Origin of the sequence: Micromonospora sp. NPDC049102, from assembly GCF_043197485.1 — a bacterium.
Classification (GTDB): domain Bacteria; phylum Actinomycetota; class Actinomycetes; order Mycobacteriales; family Micromonosporaceae; genus Micromonospora.
In genome coordinates, this window is record NZ_JBICTE010000006.1 from 26,310 (window position 1) to 49,295 (window position 22,986).

Annotated in this window: 20 protein-coding genes; 6 read left to right on the forward strand and 14 right to left on the reverse strand. The window is 72.5% G+C overall.

The genetic code is table 11. The annotated features are described in order from the left end of the window. Positions 1 to 39: 39 nt before the first annotated feature. The 4 genes from ACGFH9_RS08875 to ACGFH9_RS08890 all read right to left on the reverse strand — a co-directional run bounded on the left by ACGFH9_RS08875 (position 40) and on the right by ACGFH9_RS08890 (position 5,534). Complete coding sequence (locus ACGFH9_RS08875) at positions 40 to 1,296, reverse strand: TolB family protein (RefSeq protein ID WP_393217037.1); 1,257 nt, start codon at positions 1,294 to 1,296, stop codon at positions 40 to 42. A 57-nt stretch (positions 1,297 to 1,353) separates the two neighbouring features. Then, complete coding sequence (locus tag ACGFH9_RS08880; RefSeq protein ID WP_393217038.1) at positions 1,354 to 3,186, reverse strand: DUF3488 domain-containing protein; 1,833 nt, start codon at positions 3,184 to 3,186, stop codon at positions 1,354 to 1,356. Between the two features lie 306 nt (positions 3,187 to 3,492). Beyond that, positions 3,493 to 4,392 (reverse strand): TIGR01777 family oxidoreductase, encoded by a 900-nt coding sequence (locus tag ACGFH9_RS08885; RefSeq protein WP_393217039.1) that lies wholly within the window; start codon positions 4,390 to 4,392, stop codon positions 3,493 to 3,495. Positions 4,393 to 4,547: 155 nt separating this feature from the next. Next, the gene (locus ACGFH9_RS08890; RefSeq protein WP_393217040.1) at positions 4,548 to 5,534 is read right to left on the reverse strand and encodes an aldo/keto reductase; all 987 of its coding nucleotides are present in this window, start codon (positions 5,532 to 5,534) and stop codon (positions 4,548 to 4,550) included. A 59-nt stretch (positions 5,535 to 5,593) separates the two neighbouring features. Between ACGFH9_RS08890 and ACGFH9_RS08895 the strand changes: the two genes are divergently transcribed. Beyond that, positions 5,594 to 5,980, forward strand: coding sequence for a MerR family transcriptional regulator (locus ACGFH9_RS08895; protein WP_355241512.1), 387 nt, complete (start codon positions 5,594 to 5,596; stop codon positions 5,978 to 5,980). Positions 5,981 to 6,080: 100 nt separating this feature from the next. Here ACGFH9_RS08895 and ACGFH9_RS08900 read toward each other — a convergent pair whose 3' ends face one another. The 3 genes from ACGFH9_RS08900 to ACGFH9_RS08910 all read right to left on the reverse strand — a co-directional run bounded on the left by ACGFH9_RS08900 (position 6,081) and on the right by ACGFH9_RS08910 (position 8,642). Then, the gene (locus tag ACGFH9_RS08900; RefSeq protein ID WP_393217041.1) at positions 6,081 to 6,566 is read right to left on the reverse strand and encodes a hemerythrin domain-containing protein; all 486 of its coding nucleotides are present in this window, start codon (positions 6,564 to 6,566) and stop codon (positions 6,081 to 6,083) included. Positions 6,567 to 6,650: 84 nt separating this feature from the next. Next, on the reverse strand, positions 6,651 to 7,988 hold the full coding sequence (locus tag ACGFH9_RS08905; protein WP_393217042.1) for a low temperature requirement protein A: 1,338 nt from the start codon (positions 7,986 to 7,988) through the stop codon (positions 6,651 to 6,653). A 45-nt stretch (positions 7,989 to 8,033) separates the two neighbouring features. Beyond that, complete coding sequence (locus tag ACGFH9_RS08910) at positions 8,034 to 8,642, reverse strand: TetR/AcrR family transcriptional regulator (RefSeq protein ID WP_393217043.1); 609 nt, start codon at positions 8,640 to 8,642, stop codon at positions 8,034 to 8,036. 106 nt (positions 8,643 to 8,748) lie between these two features. Here ACGFH9_RS08910 and ACGFH9_RS08915 point away from each other — a divergent pair, with 106 nt between their 5' ends. After that, the gene (locus ACGFH9_RS08915; protein ID WP_393217044.1) at positions 8,749 to 9,684 is read left to right on the forward strand and encodes an SDR family NAD(P)-dependent oxidoreductase; all 936 of its coding nucleotides are present in this window, start codon (positions 8,749 to 8,751) and stop codon (positions 9,682 to 9,684) included. A 67-nt stretch (positions 9,685 to 9,751) separates the two neighbouring features. Here ACGFH9_RS08915 and sucB read toward each other — a convergent pair whose 3' ends face one another. Together sucB and lpdA are read right to left on the reverse strand one after the other, a co-directional pair. Next, complete coding sequence (gene sucB, locus ACGFH9_RS08920; protein WP_393217045.1) at positions 9,752 to 11,584, reverse strand: 2-oxoglutarate dehydrogenase, E2 component, dihydrolipoamide succinyltransferase; 1,833 nt, start codon at positions 11,582 to 11,584, stop codon at positions 9,752 to 9,754. A gap of 66 nt (positions 11,585 to 11,650) precedes the next feature. Continuing rightward, a complete protein-coding gene (gene lpdA / locus ACGFH9_RS08925; RefSeq protein WP_393217046.1) occupies positions 11,651 to 13,042 on the reverse strand; it encodes a dihydrolipoyl dehydrogenase in 1,392 nt (463 codons plus the stop codon). Positions 13,043 to 13,220: 178 nt separating this feature from the next. Here lpdA and ACGFH9_RS08930 point away from each other — a divergent pair, with 178 nt between their 5' ends. Further along, on the forward strand, positions 13,221 to 13,550 hold the full coding sequence (locus tag ACGFH9_RS08930; RefSeq protein WP_393217047.1) for a hypothetical protein: 330 nt from the start codon (positions 13,221 to 13,223) through the stop codon (positions 13,548 to 13,550). A gap of 45 nt (positions 13,551 to 13,595) precedes the next feature. On the opposite strand, the gene ACGFH9_RS08935 is transcribed toward ACGFH9_RS08930, so the two are convergent. After that, positions 13,596 to 15,170, reverse strand: a complete 1,575-nt coding sequence (locus ACGFH9_RS08935; RefSeq protein WP_393217048.1) for a leucyl aminopeptidase — start codon at positions 15,168 to 15,170, stop codon at positions 13,596 to 13,598. Between the two features lie 162 nt (positions 15,171 to 15,332). On the opposite strand from ACGFH9_RS08935, the gene gcvT reads away from it, so the two are divergent. Then, complete coding sequence (gene gcvT / locus ACGFH9_RS08940) at positions 15,333 to 16,475, forward strand: glycine cleavage system aminomethyltransferase GcvT (protein WP_393217049.1); 1,143 nt, start codon at positions 15,333 to 15,335, stop codon at positions 16,473 to 16,475. A gap of 157 nt (positions 16,476 to 16,632) precedes the next feature. Here gcvT and ACGFH9_RS08945 read toward each other — a convergent pair whose 3' ends face one another. From ACGFH9_RS08945 to ACGFH9_RS08955, 3 genes are all read right to left on the reverse strand, one after another. Beyond that, positions 16,633 to 17,928, reverse strand: coding sequence for a DUF2314 domain-containing protein (locus ACGFH9_RS08945; protein ID WP_393217050.1), 1,296 nt, complete (start codon positions 17,926 to 17,928; stop codon positions 16,633 to 16,635). A 67-nt stretch (positions 17,929 to 17,995) separates the two neighbouring features. After that, positions 17,996 to 18,769: an adenosylcobinamide-GDP ribazoletransferase gene (gene cobS / locus ACGFH9_RS08950; protein WP_393217051.1), complete on the reverse strand. Its 774-nt coding sequence runs from the start codon at positions 18,767 to 18,769 to the stop codon at positions 17,996 to 17,998. Continuing rightward, positions 18,759 to 20,714 (reverse strand): bifunctional adenosylcobinamide kinase/adenosylcobinamide-phosphate guanylyltransferase, encoded by a 1,956-nt coding sequence (locus ACGFH9_RS08955; protein ID WP_393217052.1) that lies wholly within the window; start codon positions 20,712 to 20,714, stop codon positions 18,759 to 18,761. The genes cobS and ACGFH9_RS08955 overlap by 11 nt, the downstream gene beginning before the upstream one ends. Positions 20,715 to 20,903: 189 nt before the next feature. Between ACGFH9_RS08955 and ACGFH9_RS08960 the strand changes: the two genes are divergently transcribed. After that, positions 20,904 to 21,104 (forward strand): hypothetical protein, encoded by a 201-nt coding sequence (locus tag ACGFH9_RS08960; RefSeq protein WP_196918986.1) that lies wholly within the window; start codon positions 20,904 to 20,906, stop codon positions 21,102 to 21,104. Further along, positions 21,104 to 21,901, forward strand: a complete 798-nt coding sequence (locus ACGFH9_RS08965; protein WP_393217053.1) for a site-2 protease family protein — start codon at positions 21,104 to 21,106, stop codon at positions 21,899 to 21,901. The genes ACGFH9_RS08960 and ACGFH9_RS08965 overlap by 1 nt, the downstream gene beginning before the upstream one ends. Before the next feature lie 63 nt (positions 21,902 to 21,964). Here ACGFH9_RS08965 and ACGFH9_RS08970 read toward each other — a convergent pair whose 3' ends face one another. Next, positions 21,965 to 22,963: an aldo/keto reductase family protein gene (locus ACGFH9_RS08970; RefSeq protein WP_393217054.1), complete on the reverse strand. Its 999-nt coding sequence runs from the start codon at positions 22,961 to 22,963 to the stop codon at positions 21,965 to 21,967. Positions 22,964 to 22,986: the final 23 nt, after the last annotated feature.

Here is a 22,986-nt window from a genome sequence, read left to right on the forward strand (position 1 = left end):
CGCCGGCTGCCGGTCGTGGTGGACGATCCTCGCCCGGCGTCACGCCGACGCGGTCCGGGCCGTGGCGCGGCGGCGACGAACCCGGCGTACGACGAGGGCGAGGGCGAGCAGTGGTGGCACGGCAAGCGCGAGGTACAGCCCGAGCGGGGCGGCGAACGGCGACGGCCGGCGTTCCGGCCCACCGAACGCGTCAGGGGTCAGCAGGTCGCCGGGCACCAGCAGGCCGGTCGAGCCGACCGGTGCGGTCACCAGCACCTCCCGGCCGCCGCCGGGCGACAGCACGGCGAGCACGGCCTTCCGGTCGGTGTCCTGTTCCGTTCCGCTCACCTGCCGCACCACCGGGTCGTCGCCGCGCCAACCGACGATCTCGCTGGTCGGGGCGGCGACCGGCAGCGGCTGGCCGACCGCCTGGCCGGTGGCGGCGTCCAGGAACTCGATCCGCAGGGTGCGCGTCGCCGTCTGCTCCGCCGTGCACGTCAGCCCGGCACAGCCGTCGAAGGCGAGCAGGGCGATCCGGCGACCGTCCGGGTGCCAGGCGGCCGGACCGGCCAACACCCGCCGATCGCCCAGGTCGACCTGCCACCGGGGGGCGCCGCCGGCCGGGTCGACGACCACCAGCCGCTGTCGGCTGGCGAGCGACGCCGCCGGGTCGGGAGGACCAGCCACCGCCAGCAGGTCACCGCCGGGCGACCAGACCGCCGCGTGGTGGGCGGCGAAGGTGCCGGCGGCCACCACCTGTTCGGTGCCCCGGAACGGGTCGACGACGAGCAGGTCGTCGGGTTTCTCCGGGTCGTTGAGCTGCTGGTTGTCCGGCCCGTAGGTGATGACGCCATCGTCGTTGCTGCGGCTGCCCAGCACGTGTTGCCCGTCAGGTGACCAGGCCAGCGGGTCCACCCCGGTGGTCATGGTGCGGCTCTGCCGGCCGGTGGTGAGGTCGAGCAACTCGCCGGACTGCGGCCGCAGGTAGTGCCGCCCGTCCTGGGAAAGCAGCCCGTGCCCCTCGGCGATGCCGATCGGGATCAGCCGGTATCCGCCGTCCCGGGCGACAAGCACCCCGGTCGACTCGAAGTAGCGAGTCCGGTCGGTGAAGAACACGAGCGCGGCCGGACCGGCCGGGCGTTGCCGCACGGTGGCCTGCCACAGCCACGGATTGTGCACCCGGCCCGGAACCACGCCGGCCGTGCGGTCGGCGACAGCGCCTGTCGCAGCCGTGGCGGCGGGCGCGCCGAGCGCCACGAGTACCAGCGCGACAGCGGCGGTGGCCCCGCGCCGCACGTGACGGCCCGTCGCTCCCATCGGTCCATTAGACCCGATGAAGGCCGGTCAGGATGCCCCCCGCCGGTCGCGCCGCGGCTACCGATCGGTCGGTGGGATCCGCCAGAGCCAGACGTCGTCGACCCGTTGCGGCTCGCCGAACAGGGCGGTGGCGGTACGTCGGACCGCCGCCTCGTCGACCTCGAACTTCGCGCCGTGCACCGCGTCGGCGAGGACGACCGTCTCGATCCGCCAGTGCCGCAGGTCGGAGCGGACCTCCGTCCGGGTGCCGTCGGTGATGATCGGCACCAGCCCGGTGCGGCCGGCCTGGTCCATCAGCGCGCTCAGGGTGCGGGGCACCGGACCGATCCGGCCCCGACCGTCGGGGCCGCCCGGGCCCAAGAAGAAGCCGCCGGGGATGGCGAACTCGCCCTGCCGGTGTGACAGGGCGTACGCCTGCCAGCGCTGACCGTCGGGGTAGATGTCGACGGTCAGCGGCGCCGGGGTCAACGTGTTGCCGTCGGAGACGTAGTCGCGCCAGGTGCCGGAGGTGATGAACCGGGGGATCGGCTCCCGCTCGTCGGTCAGCAGCGGGGTGGGCAGCAGCGGCAGCAGGGCCACCGCGAACCCGATCGCCCAGGCCAGCTCCGTCGAGCGGTGCCGGGGTGGGGAGGTGCGCAACTGCTCGACGGTGTACGCCAGCAGCACCCCGATCACCGGCGCCACCACCAGGGCCAGCCGGGCGGGCAGCGCGGCGTTCACCACCGGCAACTGGCCGAGGACGTCGAACGGCATGGGCAGGTCGGTGCGCCGTCCGTCGACCTTCGCCACCGGCCCGAAGGACAGCACCGTGAAGATCACCGCGACGATGCCCAGCGCCCAGAGCACGGCCCGGCGGCCGGGGTCGGCGCGTCGCCAGAGCGCGACGAGGCAGACCACGGTGAGTACGAGCAGGGGGACGCCGAAGAACGAGTTCTCCTCGGTGGGGTTCGGCGCCAGCGCGGTGCCGAGCCCGGCCTCCCCGGCCAGCGAGCGGCGCGGGAACGCGGCGAAGGCGGCGATGTCCTCGGAGTGGATCACCGGGTCGAAGCCGGTGCCGTGGAACCGCTGCGGTCCCGCGAAGTGCAACCACAGCGGGTACGACAGCAGCACGCCGGCCACCACGGCGGTCACGCCGAGCCCGCGCAGGAAGGTGGGCAGCGCGGCGCGTGCCTCGGCGCGGTGGGCGGGGTGCAGCGCCCAGACGGCGACGAACACGCCGAGCGCCAGGGCGGCGAAGAACAGCCCCTCGGCGGCGATCGAGAAGGCCACCGCGACGAGCACGCCGAGGATCACCCCGTCGCGCAGCCAGTGCCCGGGGCGGCGCAGCGCGAACAGCCGCCAGATCAGCAGCGGCACCAACCACCCGGCGGTCCAGTTCAGGTGGGCGTTGGCGTGCGAGACCATGCCGGGGGAGTAGGCGATGAAGAGGCCACCCACGCCGGCCGCGAGGCGGCTGCGCACCAGGTGCCGCGAGAGCAGCCAGTACCAGGCCAGCGCTGTGGCGAACAGGTTCAGGGTGAGGATCACGAGAAACGTCGCCGGCGGTCCGACGAGGTACGTGAGCGGGGCGAAGACCACCGCGTACACCGTGATCGAGGTGTTGACCGCGAGGTTCACGCCGTCCGGGACGTTGATCAGATAGGTGAAGAAGGGGTTCTCGCCGTGGGTGACCGCGTGCCCGCCGAAGGCCAGCAGCCACTCGAAGAGCGCCTGGTCGCTGGAGTTGACGGTGATCGTGCGGACGTTCGGGTCCCGCCACAGCCCACTGGTCACCCAGACGGCGAGCGCGAGCGCCACCAGCGCGACGATCAGGTCGGCCCGGCGGCCCCGGAGGGTACGCGGCGACGACGCGGGTGCGGGCCCGGTGGCCAGCGACGGGGAGGAGGGCACGCAGCGGACGTTACCAATCGGACCTGGACGAGCCGGTCAGACCGGCGGTAGTCGTCGGTTCCCGTGCCGCCGTGGCGGGGGCAGTTCGACGTACACAACGACTGTCGTGAATGTGTTGGTGTGCCCCATGTCGAGGCGGTGACACATCGTCGTAACGTCTCGGCAACTTGACCGTGACCCAGTTCACAGTCTGCCCCGTCAGGAGGCCACCGTGCGCCGCTCCCCGGCGCTGCCCCCGTTGATCATGAAGTTATTGCCGCGACACGCCGACGAGGCGGGCAATAACTTCATGATCAACGCGCCGTTTCAGTCCTGGAGGGCTGCTTTCAGGGCCTCGGGGAGGGTGGGGTGGTGGTAGGGGTAGCCGGCGTTCGACAGCACGCCGGGGAGCACTCGGGTGCTGGTCAGGGCCTCGTGGGAGAAGCCGCCGAGCGCTACCTTGAGGGCCAGGGCGGGGATCGGGATGATCGCCGGTCGGTGCAACTGCCGGGCCAACTCGCGGGTGAACTCGGCGTTCGTCACCGGGTTCGGGCTCACCACGTTGACCGGGCCGGCGATCTCGTCGTGGGTCAGCAGGAAGTCGACGGCGTCCAGCCAGTCCCGCATCGAGATCCACGGCAGCCACTGCCGGCCACTGCCCAGGCGCCCGGCGATGCCCAGCTTGAACGGCAGTAGCTGCGGCTTGAGCAGTCCACCGTCGCGGTGCAGGGGCAGGCCGGTGCGCAGGCGTACCACGCGTACCCCGGCGTCCTCCGCCGGCCGGGTCGCGGCCTCCCACACCCGGCAGACGTCGGCCAGGAAGCCCTCGCCGGCGGGCGCGTCCTCCTCGACCACCCGGTCGCCCGTGTTGCCGTACCAGCCGACCGCCGACGAGTTGAGCAGCGTCCGGGGCCGGTCGCCGGCGGCCAGCCCGGCGATGGTCGTCGCGAGCGTGGTCGTGCTGTCCACCCGGCTGGTGCGGATCAACCGGCGGTAGTCGTCGTTCCAGCGCTTGTCGCCGACGCCCGCGCCGGCCAGGTTGATCACCGTGTCCGCCTCGGCGACCACGGCCGGGTCGAGCTGGCTGGCCGTCGGGTCCCACTGCCGCTCCCGGGGGTCGCGCGGCGCGCGGCGCACGAGCCGGGTGACCTGGTGCCCGTCGGCGGTGAGCCGGTCGCCCAGCCGGGTGCCGAGGAAGCCGGACGCGCCGGCCATGAGGATCCGCATGCCCTCATCTTCGCCGAAAACCCCACCCGTGGACGCGCCCCGGCTCCACTCCCCGCCGATCTTGCACTTTGTGTCGCCGTTATGCCGGGTATGGCCCGTTTCGCCGCGACAGTAAGTGCAGGATCGGCGAGGTCAGGGGCATGGGTCCTTCGAGGTCAGGGGCGCAGGTCCTTGAGGAAGCGCTCCACCTCGGCGTACGCGTCGGCGGGGAGGGGGCCTTGCTCCAGGGTGGTTAGGTTCTCCTCGGCCTGGGCCACGGTGCGTAGGCCGGGGATCGGCACCGTACGCGGACTGCGGGCGAGCAGCCAGCCCAGCGCGCCCTGCGCCAGGGTTCGGCCGTCGGAGGTCAGCGCCGCCCGGACCTGCTCGACCCGCCCCGCCCACTCCGGCGTCGGACGGCCGTCGGTGTACCACCGCAACCACTCGGGTGCCCGGCCGCGGACGTCGTCCGCGCCGAGGGAGCGTGTCGCACCGGTGAGCAGCCCCATCGCCAGCGGCCCCCGGTTGAGGCTCGCCAGGTCGTGCCGGTCGCAGACGTCGAGGACCGCCGCGTTGTCGTTCAATACCGACTCGTCGTGCTGGATGGCGGCACAGCCCCTGCCGGCAGCTGCGAACGCGTCCGCCGAGGCAGGGTCGTCGGTGCTCCAGCCGTACGCCCGGATCTTGCCCTGGTCGACGAGGCCCTCCAGGGTGTCGATCAGGTCGAGCGCGGCGGGCGCCGGGAGTTCGTTGATGTGCAGTTGGTAGAGGTCGACGTGGTCGGTGTCGAGCCGGCGCAGCGAGTCCTCCAGGCTGCGGACGGCGGCGGCCGGGCTGGCGTCGGTGCCGAGCCACCGCCGGGTGGCCTCGTCGCTGACGTTGCCGAACTTGGTGGCGATCACCGCCGCGGACCGTCGGCCCGCGAGGGCCCGGCCGAGGACGCGCTCGCTGTGCCCGGCGCCGTAGTTGCTGGCCGTGTCGAACAGGGTCACCCCAAGATCGAGAGCCCGGTGGATCGTCCGGATCGACTCGTCGTCGTCGACCTCGCCCCAACCGAACGGCTGCCCGCCGTCACCCCAGAGCGGACCGCCGATCGCCCAGCATCCCATCCCGATCGCGCCCACCTCGATGCCGCTGCGTCCCAGCGTGCGTGTCGTCGTCATGCGGACCAGCCTCCAATCTGGAGTGCGCTCCAGGTCAAGGGCTGGCTAACATCCGGGGCATGACCGGTTACGCCCCCGCCGAGGCCGCCCGGCGCAGCGGCTTCAGTCTGGACACGCTGCGGTACTACGAGAAGATCGGCCTGCTGGCCGACGTGGGTCGCACGTCGGGCGGCCGGCGGGTCTTCACCGACGACGACCTGAGCTGGCTGCTGCTGTTCCGCTGCCTGCGGGACACCGGCATGCCGATCGCCCAGATGTGCCGGTACGCGTCGCTGGCCCGCGCCGGTGAGCACACCGTCGACGAGCGGCGCGAGCTGCTGCAACTGCACGCGGCGCAGGTCGAGGAGCAGATGCGCCTGCTCCAGCGCCAGTACGACCATCTGCGGGAGAAGATCCGCTTCTACGAGCGGTTGCCCGGCGCGCCCGCTCCCGACGAGGGCCGGTGATCGCGGGGCCGACCCGGCGCGGGATTCGCTCCGTTGCGCCGATGTGGGGGTCTCCCCGGCGGGCGACGCCGCCACATCGGCGACCGGGAGGCATCCCGGTTCAGTCGGCCGGCGCGGTCAGGCCGAGCAGCTGCTCGGCTGTCCCGGGCCGGCCGGCGAGCGCGTTCAACGCGCTGACCAGCCGCTTCTCCTCGTAGCGGAAGTGTGTCTCCAGCAGGGCGGCCAACCCGTCCAGCTCGGCGCGTACCTGATCGGTCGGCAGCGGTCGGTCGTCGCCGAGCAACTCCTCGACCCGCGCGAGGATCCCCGCCACCACCTCGTGGTCGACGATCAGGTTGGCCAGGACCGGGCGTAGCTCGGGCACCTCGTCGGCGAGGACCCGGAACGCGCCCGCGTCCTCACCGGTGTGGTGGCGGCCGAGCGCGGCGCAGAAGCTCAGGCAGTGGGCCCGTAGGTCCCGCGAGGGGGTGTCGAGGTCGGCCCGGAGGCGGGCCAGTTCCGCGCGGAGCCAGAGGTGGATCTCGATCATCTGATTGCCGACGGCGGCGAGCCGGTCGGCCGGTGAATTCGTCGGGTGCACGTACATCCCATGCTGTCCCGCGCCTCCATGCCCTCGGCGGCCATCGTGCCGGGTACACCGCGACGCTGTCCGCAGTCTAGATCGACGTCGTCAGGGCGTGGTCGGCTCGTCGGGCTCCCGGACGTCGTGCCAGCGGGCACGCCACGCTGCCTCGTGTGCCTCGTGCGTCGTCCGTTCCTCAAAGACCGCGGCCCGCAACGCGTGCCGGGAGCCTGACATCGTCAGCACCTCGACGGCCACCAGCCCGACGCAGATCGCGGTGGCCAGGGTGAGAACTCCCAGCGCCGGCAGGTGCAGGCCGATCGGCAGGGCCACCGTGAGCGTCAGGATGACGCCCACGCGGGTCCAGGTGACGGTGTGCAGGGTCCGCAACTGGAACAGCATGTTGACGGCGAAGTAGGTGATCAGACCCCCGAAGAGCATCGGCACCGCCGGCCCCTGGATCTTCTCCGCGATACCGCCGGCCGGGTCGGTGATCTTGTGCAGGATCTCCTCGTTGCCGATGGAGAAGAGGATCACCCCGGCGATCATCGGCAGGTAGAGGTACGCGTACGCGTCGCGGGCCATCGCCACCCGGGGAGCGCCCTCCGCTGCGTGCAGCGCGATCCGGGCGGCCGGCCCGACGAAGTCGAAGTGCGCCCACCAGAGGGCGGCGGTGATCACGATGCCGAGCGCGGCGGCGGCCACCGCCGGCGAGGTGACAGGCTTGCCGAGCAGGTTGCCGCCCACTCCGGTGGAGATGATCGACTCGCCGAGCGCGATGATCAGGATGAGGTCGTAGCGCTCGGTCCAGTGCTCCGCGCTGGTCACCCCCCAGCCCCAGGTGCCGACGATGAAGCCGGTGGCGTACTGCACCACCACCACGGCGATCCACAGCCCGTCGCGGACCAGGGCGCCTCGGTCGGGATCGGTGATCTGCGGCGGGATCAGCGCGGCGGCCAGCAGCAACACGATGCTCAACGCCAGCTCCGGGGCGAACCGTCGGAGTTGGCGTCGCTCCTGCGGGCTGTCCCGCACCACGTGCTGGTACAGGAACATGTGCACGGCCCGGACCACGACGTAGCTGATGGCCACCAGCATCGGGCCGGCGGCGCTGCCCATCGGGTCGCTGAACGCCTGCGGCAGCCCCAGCGCGAACGCGAACAGCGCGACCATCGAGATCACCATCAGTGCCGGTACGTAGCCCTCGCCGAGCCGTACCCGGGTGGCGACCAGGCTGTGCACCACCCAGATCCACCAGAGCACGGCGAGCACCAGGGCGGCGTGCAGCAGTTGGCGGCCGGAGATGTTCGAGGCGGTCGCGCGGGTGATGATGAAGAAGGAGAAGACGAAGACCAGGTCGAAGAAGACCTCGAACTTGTCCACCCGGGCACCGGGCGCGATGGGGACGGCCGGTCCCAGTTGTCCACGCCCCCGGTAGCCGCCCACGGTCCCACTCTGGCAGCGTGTGGCCTGGTGGGAGGACGGAACGGGTCAGCCCGCGTCCGGTGGCCGCAGGCCGTCCATCAGCAGGTCGAGCAGCCGGTCGGCCTGGGCGCGCTCGCCGGCGGCCAGCGAGATCCCGCTGAGGCCGGCCAGGACGTCACCGGCGGCGACGTCGCCCCGGACGCTGCCCGCCGCCGCGCCCGCGCCCAGCAACCGGCCGAGCGCGGCCAGCAGCAGGTCCCGGCTCTGGGCGTACGGGTTGGCGCCGGATGCGATGACGAGGCGCAGCGCGTCCGCCATGCCCCTTTTGGTGGCGAGGTAGTCCGTGAAACGCGACATCCACTCCCGTAGCGCCCGCTCGGGCGGCAACCGGTCCAGCAGTTGCGGCGCGGCGTCGCAGAGCCGAGCCAACTCGTTGCGGTACGCCGCCTCGACCAGCGCCTCGCGGGTGGGGAAGTGGCGGTAGAGGGTGCCGATACCGACCCCTGCCGCGCGGGCGATGGCGTCGAGCGTTACCTCCGGCCCGGGGCGGGAAAACGCCTGGACCGCGGTCTGCAGCAGCCGTTCGCGGTTGCGCAGCGCGTCCGCCCGCAGTGGGCGGGGGTTGGTCTCCGGCAACATCTCCTCCTCGCCGGGCAGGTGGCACGGACAGGACATGGCAAGCGGAGGGAACTCCGGTTAGTCTCGACCGCAGCGGAGGATCCTCCGCTTCCATCGTACCGGCGGGCCGACCGGCCCGCCCCAGCCTGGACAAGGATGGATCATGACGACGAGCAACCCGATCACCACGTCGTTCGCCCACGACTCGACAGCGATGGACGTGATCCGGGGCGTGGACCTGGTCGGCCGGCGGGCGATCGTCACCGGCGGGTCGTCCGGCATCGGCGTGGAGACCGCCCGTGCCCTGGCCAGCGCCGGCGCGGAGATCACCCTGGCCGTCCGCAACCCGGACGCCGGCCAGAAGGCCGCCGACGACATCACCGGCACCACCGGCAACGACCACGTCCTGGTCGCCCCGCTCGACCTCGCCGACCAGGGTTCGGTCGCCGACTTCGTCGCCAACTGGGACGGCCCACTGCACATCCTGGTCAACAACGCCGGCATCATGGCCGCGCCCCTGAGCCGCACCCCGCAGGGCTGGGAGATGCAGTTCGCCACCAACCACCTCGGGCACTTCGCGCTCGCCACCGGGCTGCGCCCGGCGCTCGCCGCCGCCGACGGGGCCCGGATCGTCTCGGTCAGCTCCGCCGCCCACCTGCGCTCGCCGGTGGTCTTCGAGGACATCCAGTACGACCGCCGCGAGTACGAGCCGTGGCAGGCGTACGGGCAGTCGAAGACGGCCAACGTGCTCTTCGCCGTGGAGGCGAGCCGCCGCTGGGCCGACGACGGCATCTTCACCAACTCGCTGATGCCCGGCGCGATCCGCACCAACCTCCAGCGCTACGTCAGCGAGGAGGAGCTGAACCGCCTGCGTTCCGGCAATGCCGCGGCGTGGAAGACCGTCGAGCAGGGCGCTGCCACGTCGGTGCTGGTGGCCGCGTCCCCGCTGCTCGACGGTGTCGGCGGACGCTACTTCGAGGACTGCCAGCAGGCCGCGCCCGCCCGACCCGGCACGCGCACGGGCGTGGCGGACTACGCGCTGGACCCGGAGGCGGCCGAGCGGCTCTGGAAGGTCTCGACCGACCTGCTCAAGGGCTGACCCGTCACGACGAAAAGGGCGCCCCGGTCGAGATGACCGGGGCGCCCTGTTCGTGCTGCGAGGTGGATCAGGCCAGGCCCAGCTCCGACTCGAAGTTGCCGGCCTCCAGCCGCTCCTTGACCGCGCTCAGGAAGCGGGCCGCGTCGGCGCCGTCGATCAGCCGGTGGTCGTACGACATGGCCAGGTAGACCATCGACCGTACCGCGACGACCTCGCCCAGGTCCGGGTCGTTGACCACGACCGGCCGCTTGACCACAGCACCCGTGCCGAGCATCGCCGACTGCGGCTTCGGCACGATCGGGGTGTCGAAGAGCGCGCCCCGGCTGCCCGTGTTGGTGAGCGTGAAGGTCGCGCCGGCGATCTCGTCCGGGCTGATCTTGTTGGTCCGGGTCCGCTCGGCCAGGTCGGCGACCCGCTTCGCGATGCCACCGAGGTTGAGGTCACCGGCGTTGTGGATGACCGGCACCACGAGGCCCCGCTCGGTGTCCACGGCGATGCCGAGGTGCTCCGCAGCCGGGTAGGTGATCGTGCCGCCGTCCAGGTCCAACTGGGCGTTGACGATCGGGTACGTCTGCAGCGCCTCGACCGCGGCGAGAGCGAAGAACGGCAGGAAGGACAGCTTGACGCCGTGCCGCTGCACGAACGAGTCCTTCGCCTGCGCCCGCAACTTCGCGACCCGGGTGACGTCCACCTCGACCACCGTGGTGAGCTGCGCCATCTCGTGCAGCGACTCCTGCATCCGGTTGGCGATCGCCTTGCGGATCCGGGGGAGCTTCTCGGTGGTGCCCCGCTTGCCGCTCGGCTGCGGCTTCGCGGCCGGCTTGGCCGGGGTCGCCGCGCTAGCCGCCGGCTGTGCCGCCGGAGCCGGCGCGGCCTTGGCGGCCTTGGCCTTCTCGGCCGCGTCGAGGACGTCCTGCTTGCGGATCCGGCCACCCACACCGGTGCCGTTGAGCGCGGCCAGGTCCACGCCGTGCTCGCTGGCCAGCTTGCGCACCAGCGGCGTGACGTACCCGGCTGCCTCCTCGCCGCCGCCCTGCGCGGGGGCGGACGGGCGCTGCGGCGCGGCCGTGGGCGCGGACGGCTGGGCCGCCTGCTCGGCCTTCGCCGGTTGCGCCGAGGTCTCCGCCTCGGCGGACGGCTCGTTGTACGACATGCCCGGGGTCGGCTCCTCGACCTTGGGCTCCGGCTTCGGCTCGGCCTTTGGCGCCGGCGCGGCCTCCGCCTTGGGCTCGGGCTTGGCCTGGGCAGGGGCACCGCCGGCAACGCCGATGACCACGAGGTCGGCGCCGACCGCGGCGGTCTCGTCCTCGGCGACCTTGATCTCCAGCACGGTACCGGCGACCGGCGACGGAATCTCGGTGTCCACCTTGTCGGTGGAGACCTCCAGCAGCGCCTCGTCCACCTCGACGGTGTCGCCGACCTGCTTGAGCCAGCGGGTGACCGTACCCTCGGTGACGCTCTCGCCCAGGGCCGGCATCTTGACCGCGGTGCCCTCGCCCGACGACGCGGCGGCCGGAGCCGGCGTCTCGGCCGGGGCCTCGTCCTGCGCCACCTCGTCGGCGGTGCCCTCGGCGGCGGCGGTCGGCTCGGCGGCCGGCTCGACCGACTCGGCCGGGGCCTGCTGCTCCGGCGGCGCGGCCTCGCCGCCGCCGGTCGACTCGCCCTCACCGGCGATGACGGCCAGCTCGCTGCCGACCTCGGCGGTCTCGTCCTCGCCGACCACGATGCGGCTCAGCACGCCCGCCGCAGGCGACGGGATCTCGGTGTCGACCTTGTCGGTCGAGACCTCGAGCAGGGGCTCGTCGACCTCGACCGTGTCGCCCTCCTGCTTGAGCCAGCGCGTGACGGTGCCCTCGGTGACGCTCTCACCGAGCCGGGGCATGGTGACCGATACCGGCATGTTCTCCAGACTCCTTCATTCCCCTGGGGGATCTTCGCCCGTCGCCGGACGCCGCGGTTTGGGTGATCAGGCGTGTACGTGCAGCGGCTTACCGGCGAGGGCCAGGTGCGCCTCGCCCAATGCCTCGTTCTGGGTCGGGTGGGCGTGCACGAGCTGGGCGACCTCCGCCGGGTAGGCCTCCCAGTTGTAGATGAGCTGCGCCTCACCGATCAGCTCACCCACCCGGGCGCCGATCATGTGGACACCGACCACCGGGCCGTCCTCCACCCGGACCAGCTTCACGAAGCCGGTGGTCTTGAGGATCTGGCTCTTGCCGTTGCCACCCAGGTTGAAGTTGAAGGTCTTGACCTTGTCGGCGCCGTACTGCTCCTTGGCCTTCGCCTCGGTCAGGCCCACCGACGCCAACTCCGGGTCGCAGTAGGTGACGCGCGGGATGCCCACCTCGTCGATGACGGCCGGGGTCTGCCCGGCGATCTCCTCGGCGACGAAGATGCCCTGCTGGAAGCCGCGGTGCGCGAGCTGGAGGCCGGGCACGATGTCGCCGACCGCGTAGACGTTCGGCACGCTGGTGCGCAGCCGCTCGTCGGTCACCACGTAGCCGCGGTCCATCGTGACGCCCTGCTCCTCGTACCCGAGGTTGGCGGTGTTCGGGCCGCGACCGACGGCGACCAGCAGCAGCTCGGCCTCGACGGTCTCGCCACCCTGAATGGTCAGCTTGACGCCGTTCTCGGTCTTCTCGACCTTCTCGAACGGCTTGCCGACCTTGAAGTTGATCTTCCGCTTGCGGAACGCCCGCTCCAGTGCCTTCGACGACTCCTCGTCCTCGGCGGCGACCAGCCGGGGCAGCGCCTCGACGATCGTCACGTCCGCACCGAAGGACTTCCACACGCTGGCGAACTCGACGCCGATCACGCCGCCACCGAGCACGATCACCGACGACGGAACCCGGTCCAGGGTCAGCGCGTGGTCGCTCGTGATGATCCGCTCGCCGTCGACCTCCAGGCCGGGCAGGCTCTTGGCGTACGAGCCGGAGGCCAGGATGATGTTGCGGCCGGTGTAGCGCTTGCCGTCCACCTCGACGACGTTCTTGCCGACCAGCTTGCCGGCGCCCGCCACGAAGGTGATGTTCTTCGAGCCGCCCACCAGGCCCTGCAGACCCTTGTACAGGCGGGAGATGACCCCGTCCTTGTACGAGTTGACCCCGGCCATGTCGACGCCGACCAGCTCGGCCTTCACGCCGAACTGCTCCGACTCGCGGGTCTGGTCGGCGATCTCGGCCGCGTGCAGCAGCGCCTTCGTCGGAATGCAGCCGTTGTGCAGGCAGGTGCCGCCGAGCTTGCCCTTCTCGATGAGCGCGACCGAAAGGTCGAGCTGGGCGGCGCGCAGCGCCGCCGCGTAGCCGCCGCTGCCACCTCCGAGGATGACGATGTCGAAGGTTGCGTCGTTCGGCTCGCTCACGCTCAACTCCCAGGTCGCGTCACTGCATCGGGGGTCACAGAGGGGTAACACGGACACACCCCACCTCGGTCATCTTGTCACCACCGGGCACAGGGTGCGTAGTGAGGTGCCCAACGACACGTCATCGACACGTACCCTTGGCACCGTTGTCGATGACGTCAGGTGGGGGAGAGGTTCGGTGGGGTTGTTCCGGCGCCGGAAGCAGGCGCGTGTGCTGAGCCACGACCGCGCGGCCGATCGTGGCGATCTGACCCATCTGGAGAACTTCATCCAGAGCCGGCGGGGCGTCGAGGCGTTCATCGAGCCCCGGACGACGGTCACCGAGACCACCGTCATCCTGATCGCCGACGACGGAGAGTGGACCCGCCGCCGGATCGACGGCCCGGACGGCGCGCGCCGCTTCGCGTACCGGATGGGCATCCCGGTGTACGACGTCCGGCTGATGGGATACCCGCAGCGGATGCGCGACTTCAACGAGCGTCGCAAGCGCCGCCCCGACCAGTACTGAAAAGAGGGGCTCCCGGTAGCCGGGAGCCCCTCTTTTCGCACGCTGTCAGCCGTTGGCCGCGACGTCCTCGACCAGTTGCACGAGGGTACGGACCGGCACGCCGGTGCCGCCCTTGGTCCAGTAGCCGGTCGGCTCGCCCGAGTGGTAGCCCGGGCCGGCGATGTCGATGTGCGCCCACGACACGTCGTCCGCCACGAACTCACGCAGGAACACGCCGCCCTGGAGCATGTGCCCGGCCCGGTCCATGCCGGCGTTGACCTGCGAGATGTCCGCCACGTCGGAGTCCATGCCCTTGCGCACGTCGTCCGGCAGCGGCATCGGCCAGGCCGGCTCGCCGACCGTGTCACCGGCCACCTTGACCCGGTCGCACAGCTCGGGCGTACCCATCACACCGGCGACCCGCTTGCCCAGCGCGATCACCTGACCGCCGGTCAGGGTGGACGTCTCGAACAGGTAGTCCGTGCCGTCGGCGCAGGCCCGGGCGATCGCGTCGGCCAGGACCATCCGGCCCTCGGCGTCGGTGTTGAGCACCTCCACCTTCTTGCCGCTGAACATACTGATCACGTCGCCCGGCCGGTAGCTGGTGCCCGACGGCATGTTCTCGGCCATCGGCAGGTACGCGTTGACCGCCACGGCCGGCTTCAGCGCGGCGATCGCCAGCATCGCCGCGCCCACCGCCGCAGCGCCCGCCATGTCGGACTTCATCTCCCACATGCCCTGCGCCGGCTTGATCGAGATGCCGCCGGTGTCGAAGGTGATGCCCTTGCCGACCAGCGCGACCCGCTTGCCGTTGCCGGCGTCCTGCGGGGTGTAGGTAAGCTTCACCAACCGCGGCGGGGCCTCCGAACCCTGCCCGACCGCGATGATGCCGCCGTACCCGCCGGCGGCCAGCTCCGCCTCGTCCAGCACCTCGACGCCGAGGCCGGCGTTCCGGGCGGCGGCGGCCACGGCGTCGGCGAACGACGGCGGACGCAGCTCGTTCGGGGCGGTGTTCACCCAGTCCCGGCTGAGCCGGACCGCGCCGGCGACGGCCTGCGCGCGGGTGATCTCCGCCTGGGCGCCCGCGTCGGCGGCGTCCGGCACGGCGATCAGCACCTCGGCCACCGGCTCCCGGCGGGTCGGCTGCGGCCGGGTCTTGTAGCCGGCGAAGCGGTAGCCGCCGAGCAGCGCGCCCTCGGCGACCGCCCGCAGCGCAGCCGGCGCGTCGGCGTCGTCGGGCAGTGGCAGGTTGAGCGCCACCTTCGGCGCGCCCGCCAGGGCTCGCACGGCCGCGCCAGCCGCGCGACGCAGCGTCTCCGGCGCCGGAGCGGCACCCGTCGGCTCCGGGCCGAGCCCGACCGCGACGACCAGCGGAGCCGTGATGGTACCCAGCGTGGCCAGCTTGATCACCTCGCCGGGGCCACCGGTCGCGCCGAGCAGCGCCAGCGTCTCGGTCAGCTTGCCGTCGAACGCCACGGCGATGCTCTCCGCACCGCTGCCGAGCAGCAGGGTGCCGGCGAGGCCGCTGGTGGCGTCCTGCTCTCCGGTCTGGCTGTGCACGCCGATCACGATCGCGTCGACGGCGAGCTCCGCCGGGTCGGTGTCGACCAGGCTCAGGGTGGTTGTGCGGGGGGATGTCACTGAAGCTACTCCGGGCGGGCCGGGCCGGTCGCGTCGTCGCGTACCAGCGGTGAAGGTCTCCGGCGGAACCTACCCGCCGGACGTCAGGGCTGTCCCGTCGATCACACCAACGGGGTCCCGCCGATGCTAACCAGCGGCGTAACCCCCGGTAAGTTGCCACCCATGACCGACGTGACCTCCTCCTCCGCCGCGACCCGGCTGCGCCGTTCCCCGCTGCACGAGCGGCACACCGCCGCCGGCGCCAAGTTCGCCCCCTTCGGGGGCTGGGAAATGCCGCTGGAGTACGCCGGCGGCGGGGTGCTCAAGGAGCACACGGCGGTGCGTACGGCGGTGGGCGTCTTCGACGTGTCGCACCTGGGCAAGGTCCGGGTGACCGGCCCCGGCGCGGCCGACTTCGTCAACTCCTGCCTCAGCAACGACCTGGGCCGGATCGGGCCCGGCCGCGCGCAGTACACGCTGTGCTGCGACGACGCCACCGGCGGTGTGGTGGACGACATCATCGCCTACCTGTACGCCGAGGACCACGTCTTCCTCATCCCGAACGCGGCGAACACCGCCGAGGTCGTACGCCGGTTGCGCGCCGCCGCACCGGAGCGGATCACGGTCACCGACGAGCACGAGGCGTACGCGGTGCTGGCCGTGCAGGGCCCCCGCTCGGGCGACCTGCTCGCCGCCCTCGACCTGCCCACCGAGCACGGCTACATGAGCTTCGACGCCGCCGGCCTCACCGACGGCCTCGCCGAGGTGGAATTGACCGTCTGCCGTACCGGCTACACCGGCGAGCTGGGCTACGAGCTGGTGGTGCCGGCGGAGCAAGCGGTGACCGTGTGGGACGCGCTCTTCGCCGCCGGTGCGGCGTTCGAGCTGCGCGCCTGCGGCCTGGCCGCCCGGGACACGCTGCGCACCGAGATGGGCTACCCGCTGCACGGGCAGGATCTCTCGCTGGACATCACCCCGGTGCAGGCCCGTTCCGGCTGGGCGGTCGGCTGGGACAAGCCGGCGTTCTGGGGCCGCGACGCGCTGCTCGCCGAGAAGGCCGCCGGCCCCCGTCGTACGCTGCGAGGCCTGGTGGCCGTCGACCGCGCCATCCCGCGCCCCGGCATGACCGTGCACGTGGGCGACGAGCAGGTCGGCGTGGTGACGAGCGGCACCTTCAGCCCCACGAGGAAGCAGGGCATCGCCCTCGCCCTGGTGGACACGGAGGCCAACCTGACCGACGGCACCGAGGTCGAGCTCGACATCCGAGGCCGCCGAGCCCCAGTAACCCTGACAAAACCCCCCTTCGTAACCCCCTCAACCCACTAACCCCTCCCCGGGGCACTCCCACCCCCACCCCCACCCTCCACCCGGTTGATCATGAAGTTATTGCCAGGACACGCCGACAGCGGTGGCAATAACTTCATGATCAACGCGCTCGGGGCGGGTGGGGTGGGTGGGGTGGGGTGGGGGCCGGGGGTGGGGGTTAGGGGGTTGGGGTGGGGGGTTCGCCGGAATCTAGGACTGCTTGGGTCCAGCCGCCTTCGATGACTCCGGTCGCGTCCAGGACCGCCCAGTCGACGACGTCGGACGACTCGACCACCACCGGGGCGCCGATCCGGACGCTCTCGTCGGTCGCCGCGTCGCTGGCGCTGACGCCGACGATCCGCTCCGGGGTCTCCCACGACGTGACGCCCGCCCAGACGTACTCCGGGCCGTCGTCACCCGGCAGGCCGTACTTGACCACCAGTTGCGACTCGGCCGGTAGGTGGCCGGCGACGAAGCGGGCCCGGGCGTCGCCCAGCGCGGCGCGGGCGGTAGCTACCGCACGGCTCATCGCGTCACCCGAGCGGGCGTAGCGCACGTCCGGCTGGATGCCGGAGAACAGGGTCGCGCAGGCGGCGGCGTAGTAGCGCCCGTCCGGGCCGGGGTGCCCGGCCGGCGGGCGCAGGCTCAGGAACGAGTCGGCCTCCGGGTCGGTCGCCGGGTCCAGTTCCAGGCGCAGCAGCACCGGGGCCGTCGCGCCGTGCTGCTCCGGGTTGCCGTACGCCACGGCGATGTCGTGCCCGGTGACGGTGGCGAGCACCGGAAGCTGCACGAAGGCCGGCACCTCCTCGCCGTTGAGGCCGTCGGTCCAGTCCCGCAGCAGCCGACGGGCCGCCCCGGTCATCACCGCACCCCAGGCGCGGGTGAGGTGGTCGGGCACACCCTGGGTCTGCAACTCCAGCAGCCCGAAGCGACGCAGCCCCTTCGTGGTGAACCACAGCCCCTCGGCGTCGGACGAGTACGGCACCAGCACCCAGTCGACCAGTCGGATGCGGCCCTGCTCGTCGGGGAGCGAGCGCAGCGCGGTCGCCGGGTCGAGGAACTGGAGGCCGAAGACGTCCACCACGTCGCTGTCGACGGACTCGGCGACCGCCGCCGCTACCGCCCGTGCCGCCCACTCGTGTGCCGGCGGCCAACCGGGCCGGTACTCGGCCTGCACCACCACCAGGTGTGTCGCCGCCGCCAGCCGGGCCAACTGCTCCTCGGTGGCGCCAAATGCGGTGAGCAGGTCCGGCGGCAGCGCCGGGAACTCGGCGATCGGCCGGGTGTCCACGCTCATCAGCGGGCTGTCCAGCATCTGCCGGGCGAGCCCGTGCACAGGCTCGGCCAGCCGGCCGGTCAGCGCCGCCACCGCCGTCTTCGCGCTGACCTTCGGTAGCCCCGCCATCGGCACCAGGTAGGTCGCGCTGAGCGACTCCGGCACCGGGACGGGCAGGAAGTCGTCCGTGATGAGCATGTTCGTTTCCCCCGGTGGCCGCGCCGGTGTTGTCGAGCCGAACGCTACCCGGCCGCGCGTGCCGGCTTCAGCCGGACAGCACCACACCCAGGTAGACCAGCGTGGTGACCACCTCGACGGTCGCCCCGAGCACGTCGCCGGTGATGCCGCCGAGCCGGCGTACCACGTGGTTCAGCAGCGCCACCGCGACGGCCAGCGCGGCCACGACGGCGAGTGGCCCCTGCCACGGGCGGCCCGGCACCGCGGGCACCGCCAGCAGCACGACGGCGACCGCGCCGACGGTCAGGGCCGCCGGGCCGACCGTGCCGGCCACCATGGCGCCCAGGCCGTCCGGCCGGGCCGCGGGCACGCCGCGCCGACACGCCATCGTGACGCCGAGGCGGCCGGCGGCCGTCGCCGCGACCACCGCCGCGAGGCACGCCGGCCACGACCGTCCGGCCAGGTCGGCGAGTGCGGCGGCCTGCACCAGGAGTACGACCACCAGCGCCACGACGCCGAACGGCCCGACGTCCGGCTTCTTCATGATCTCCAGGGCGGCGGCGCCCCGGCGGTACGAGCCGAGCGCGTCCACCGTGTCGGCCAGCCCGTCCAGGTGCAGCCCCCGCGTCAGCAGGGCGGCGATGCCCACCGTGACGCCGGCGGCCACCAGCGGGGGCGCGAGCAGACCGGTCAGGAGCAGGACACCACCCAGGAGTACGCCGAGCAGCGCGCCGACGGCCGGGGCGAGCGCCATCGCCGTACCCGCCACCGGGCGGTCGATCCGCCCGGCGTGTACCGGCAGCGTGCTGAAGGTGGTGACGGCGAGCCGGACGCCCGCGACGAACCGCGACTCAGCCGGCACGCCAGCCCGACGCCGGCTCGTCGGCCCCGGTGCGGGTGGGGCCCGGCCCAGCCGGCTCCGGCTCGACGAACTCCGGGTCGGTGTAGTCGGGCCCGGTGTACGCGGGCTCGTCGTCGGCGTACTCGCGTTCCGGCTCGTCGGGGCCGTTTGGGTCGGCGTCGCCGGTGAGCGACGGGTGGACCGGCAGTGCGGCGGCCAGCGCCAGCACCGAGCGCAACATCGGCAGCGCGACCAGGGCGTTCGCACCTTCGCCGAGGTCCAGCCGAAGGTCGAGCAGGGGCGTGAGGCCGAGCACGTCGGCGGCCAACCGCACCGCGGGGTGCTGGCCGTGGTCGGCCAGCAGGCACCAGTGCCGCGCCTGCCCGGCGAGGTCACGACTGACCATCCCGGCCGCCAACCCGACCGGCCCGTCCAGCAGCACCGGCACCCGGCGGGCGGTCGCGCCCAGCAGCACGCCGGTCGCCACGGCCACGTCGCCGCCACCCAGCTCGGCCAGCACGTCCTTGGCACTGCGTGGCGAGCGGCGGGTGCGATGCAGGGCGTCCCGCACGGCCGCGCAGCGGACCATCCAGGCCGCGTCGTCGATCTCACCGGACTCGGTGATCACCCGACCCAGCACGGAGGGCGGTTCCGCGCCGGCGGTGGCCGCCAGCACGGCCGCCGCCGCCGCCTCGGTGCCGGCCCCGCACGCACCCAGGACCAGCAGTTGTACGCCCGCGTCGGCCGCCTGCTCGGCCAGCCGCCAGCCGTAGCGCAGCGCCGACTCGACCTGCTCGCCGGCGAGCGCGGGCCGGGTCTCCATCGGGGCGGCGGCGGGAGTGTCCACGACCTGGAGGCTCGCGCCGGCCTCGGCGGCCAGCCGGGCCAGTGCGCCCCGGCCGGCGCGGGCCTGCGCGGCGCGCCGAGCCGACTCGCCGGCGACGGTGCCGGCGGAAGCGCCGCCCGCGTGGTCGCCGTTGAGCAGCAGCACCCGCACCGAACCCCAGGCGACCGGCGACGAGGTGCCCTGGGTGGCGGCGGCGAAGCCGACCACCCGGTCCAGGACGCCCAGCCCCGCACCCGGCACGTCCAGCGTCGCCAGCCGGTCCACCGCCTGCGGGCCCGCGTACTCGTCGGGCATCGGCAGCTCCATGCCCGGCTGGATGACCAGCCCGGTGGCCACCATCGGCAGCGCCATCGTCGGCGCGGCCCAGGGGTTGCCCGGCTCCTGGTTCGGCGCGACCGGCGGGGTGTGGGTCAGGACCTCGGGAAGCTGTACCTCGGGCGTGGGCTCCGCGTCGCCGAGGGCCGCGTCAGCCCGACCCGGGGCGCCCTGGCTCGGGGCGGCGTGCCGCGCGGCCGTACGCACCGAGCCGACCGAGGCGGACCCGGTCGGCGCGACGGTCGCGGCGGTCGCGGCGGCCGGCTTCAACCAGGCGGGTTGGCCGGCGACCACCAGCACCACGGCGTCGCAGGCGTCCGCGACCGCGCGGTTGGCCGCGCCGAGCGCGTCGGTGAACGCCCGCCCCAGCGGGGTGGTCGGCACCAGCGACAGCCCCACCTCGGGGCTGACCAGCACCACCCGCGCCGCGCAGGAGCGGATCGCCTCGGCCAACTCGGCGATCGTCGCCACGTCGTCGGCGGGCTGGTACTCCGGGTCGAGCAGCACTGTCACCCAGCCACCCAGGTCGTCCACGAGAAGCGTCTCGTTGGGCTCGGCGGACGCGAGCACGTCCGCCAGCCGGCGGGGCTCCCCGGCGGTCTCCTCGGTGGTCCAGCTACCCGGCCGGCGGGCGCGGTGCGTCGCCAGTCGGGTCGCCCACTCGGTGTCCTCCGGGTCGCCCTGCGGCGCGGTGGCGACGTAGCGCACCACCGGCGCGTCGGCGACCAGGGACTCGGCGAACTCGGACTTGCCGGACCGGATACCGCCGAGCACCAGGACCGTGTTCCACCCGTCAACGGACATGCCCGTACCTTAAGGCCGCCCGGGGTCGCTCTGCCTGCCGGCCCGGCGCTCGCGCGAAGGCCGTCCCGATCCCGACGCTCGGCGGACTCCGACGGCCCCGAAGGTGGGCGAGAGGCCGTTGCGCGCCGGGCCGACTACGCTGGCGGGGGTTCGTCCCACCGGGACTTCAGCGGCGAGGGGAGACGCGGCATGGCGTGGAGCTGGCGGTACGAGGGCACGGACGGCCAGACGGTCGAGGGACCGGCGGAGTCGTTCAGCAGCCAGGCCGACGCCGAATCCTGGATCGGTCAGACCTGGCGTGAACTCGCGGCGTCCGGCGTCACCTCGGTCGCGCTCGTGGAGGACGACCGGGTGGAGTACCGGATGAGCCTGCTGCCCACGGCCGAGTGATGGCGTACGACCGGCCGGGCGCCGACAAGCTGGTGCTCGGCGTGCCGAGGGCGGCGTTCCGGCCCAGTCCGGTCTTCCTCGGCCTGGTCGCGCTCTTCGCGGTCAGCGGAGTGCTGGCCTGGAACGGCTACGGCAGCGTCCGCTTCGACGTGTTCCTGTTCGTCGTCTCCGGCTGGCTGGTGTCGCTCTGCCTGCACGAGTACGCCCACGCGGTCGTCGCCTACCGCGCCGGCGACCGGGACATCGCCCACCGTGGCTACCTGACGCTCAACCCGTTCAAGTACACCCACCCGCTGCTGTCGATCGTGCTGCCGGTGGTGGTCGTGCTGCTCGGCGGCATCGGCCTGCCCGGCGGCGCGGTGTGGGTGGACCGGCACGCCATCCCGGGACGGCTGCGGCACACCCTGGTGAGCCTGGCCGGTCCGGCGACCAACGTGTTGTTCACGTTGCTGCTCGTGCTCGCGGTACGAATCGGTACCACCTCGGGAGGACCGGTCGAGTTCTGGGCCGGTGTGGCGCTGCTGGCGTTCCTGCAACTCACCGCGAGCGTGCTCAACCTGCTGCCGGTGCCCGGTCTCGACGGCGGCAACATGATCCAGCCGTGGCTCAACGCGCAGTGGCGCAGGATGTACGACCTGTTCGCCCCGTACGGCTTCCTCCTGCTCTTCGCACTGTTGTGGAACCCGCGTATCGGCGGCTGGTTCTTCGACGCGGTCTTCGCGGTCGGTGACCTGCTCGGTCTGCCGTCCTGGCTGTACGCCGCCGGCCTGGACCTGATCCGCTTCTGGCAGAGCTGAGTCGAGCTGACCTGAGGTGTCCGGTCCGGCCGGCGCGGGCGCGCCGACCGGACCGGTCCTTGGTCAGGGTCGCTGCGCGGGAGACTCGGTCTTGGCCGGGTTCCGCTCGACGACCGGCTCGATGATCTCGTCGATGGCCTTGAGCAGCTCGGCGTCGAGCGTGACCCCGGCCGCCTTGACGTTGTCGTGCACCTGCTCGGGGCGGGACGCGCCGATGATCGCCGACGACACGTTCGAATTCTGCAGGACCCACGCCACGGCCAGCTGGGGCATGCTCAGCCCGGCCTGCTCGGCGAGCGGCTTGAGCCGCTGCACCCGGGTGAGCACGTCGTCGCCCATGTACCGGGCGATGAAGTTCGCGCCGGACTTCTCGTCGGTGGCGCGGGAACCGGCCGGCGGCGGCTGCCCCGGCAGGTACTTGCCGGAGAGCACGCCCTGCGCCATCGGCGACCAGACGATCTGCCCGATGCCCAGCTCCTCGCTGGCCGGTACGACCTCGGCCTCGATGACCCGCCACAGCAACGAATACTGAGGTTGGTTGGAGACCAGCGGGACGTGCAGCTCGCGGGCGAGCGGGTGGGCGGCGCGCAGCTGCTCGGCGGTCCACTCGGAGACGCCGATGTAGTGCGCCTTGCCGGAGTGCACGACGTCGGCGAACGCCTCCATCGTCTCCTCCAGCGGCGTGCTGTAGTCGTACCGGTGGGCCTGGTAGAGGTCCACATAGTCGGTACGCAGCCGGCGCAGCGAGCCGTTGATCGACTCCATGATGTGCTTGCGGGACAGGCCACGGTCGTTGCGACCCGGCCCGGTCGGCCAGTAGACCTTGGTGAAGATCTCCAGGCCCTCGCGACGTTCGCTCTCCAGCGCCCGGCCGAGCACGTCCTCGGCCCGGGTGCCGGCGTACACGTCGGCGGTGTCGAAGGTGGTGATCCCCGCGTCGAGGGCGGCCCGCACACATGCGAACGCCGCGTCCTCCTCGACCTGGGAACCGTGGGTGATCCAGTTGCCGTACGAGATCTCACTGACGAGCAGGCCGGAACGGCCCAGGTGTCGGAATTCCATGTCCCGACCCTAACTCCGGTGGA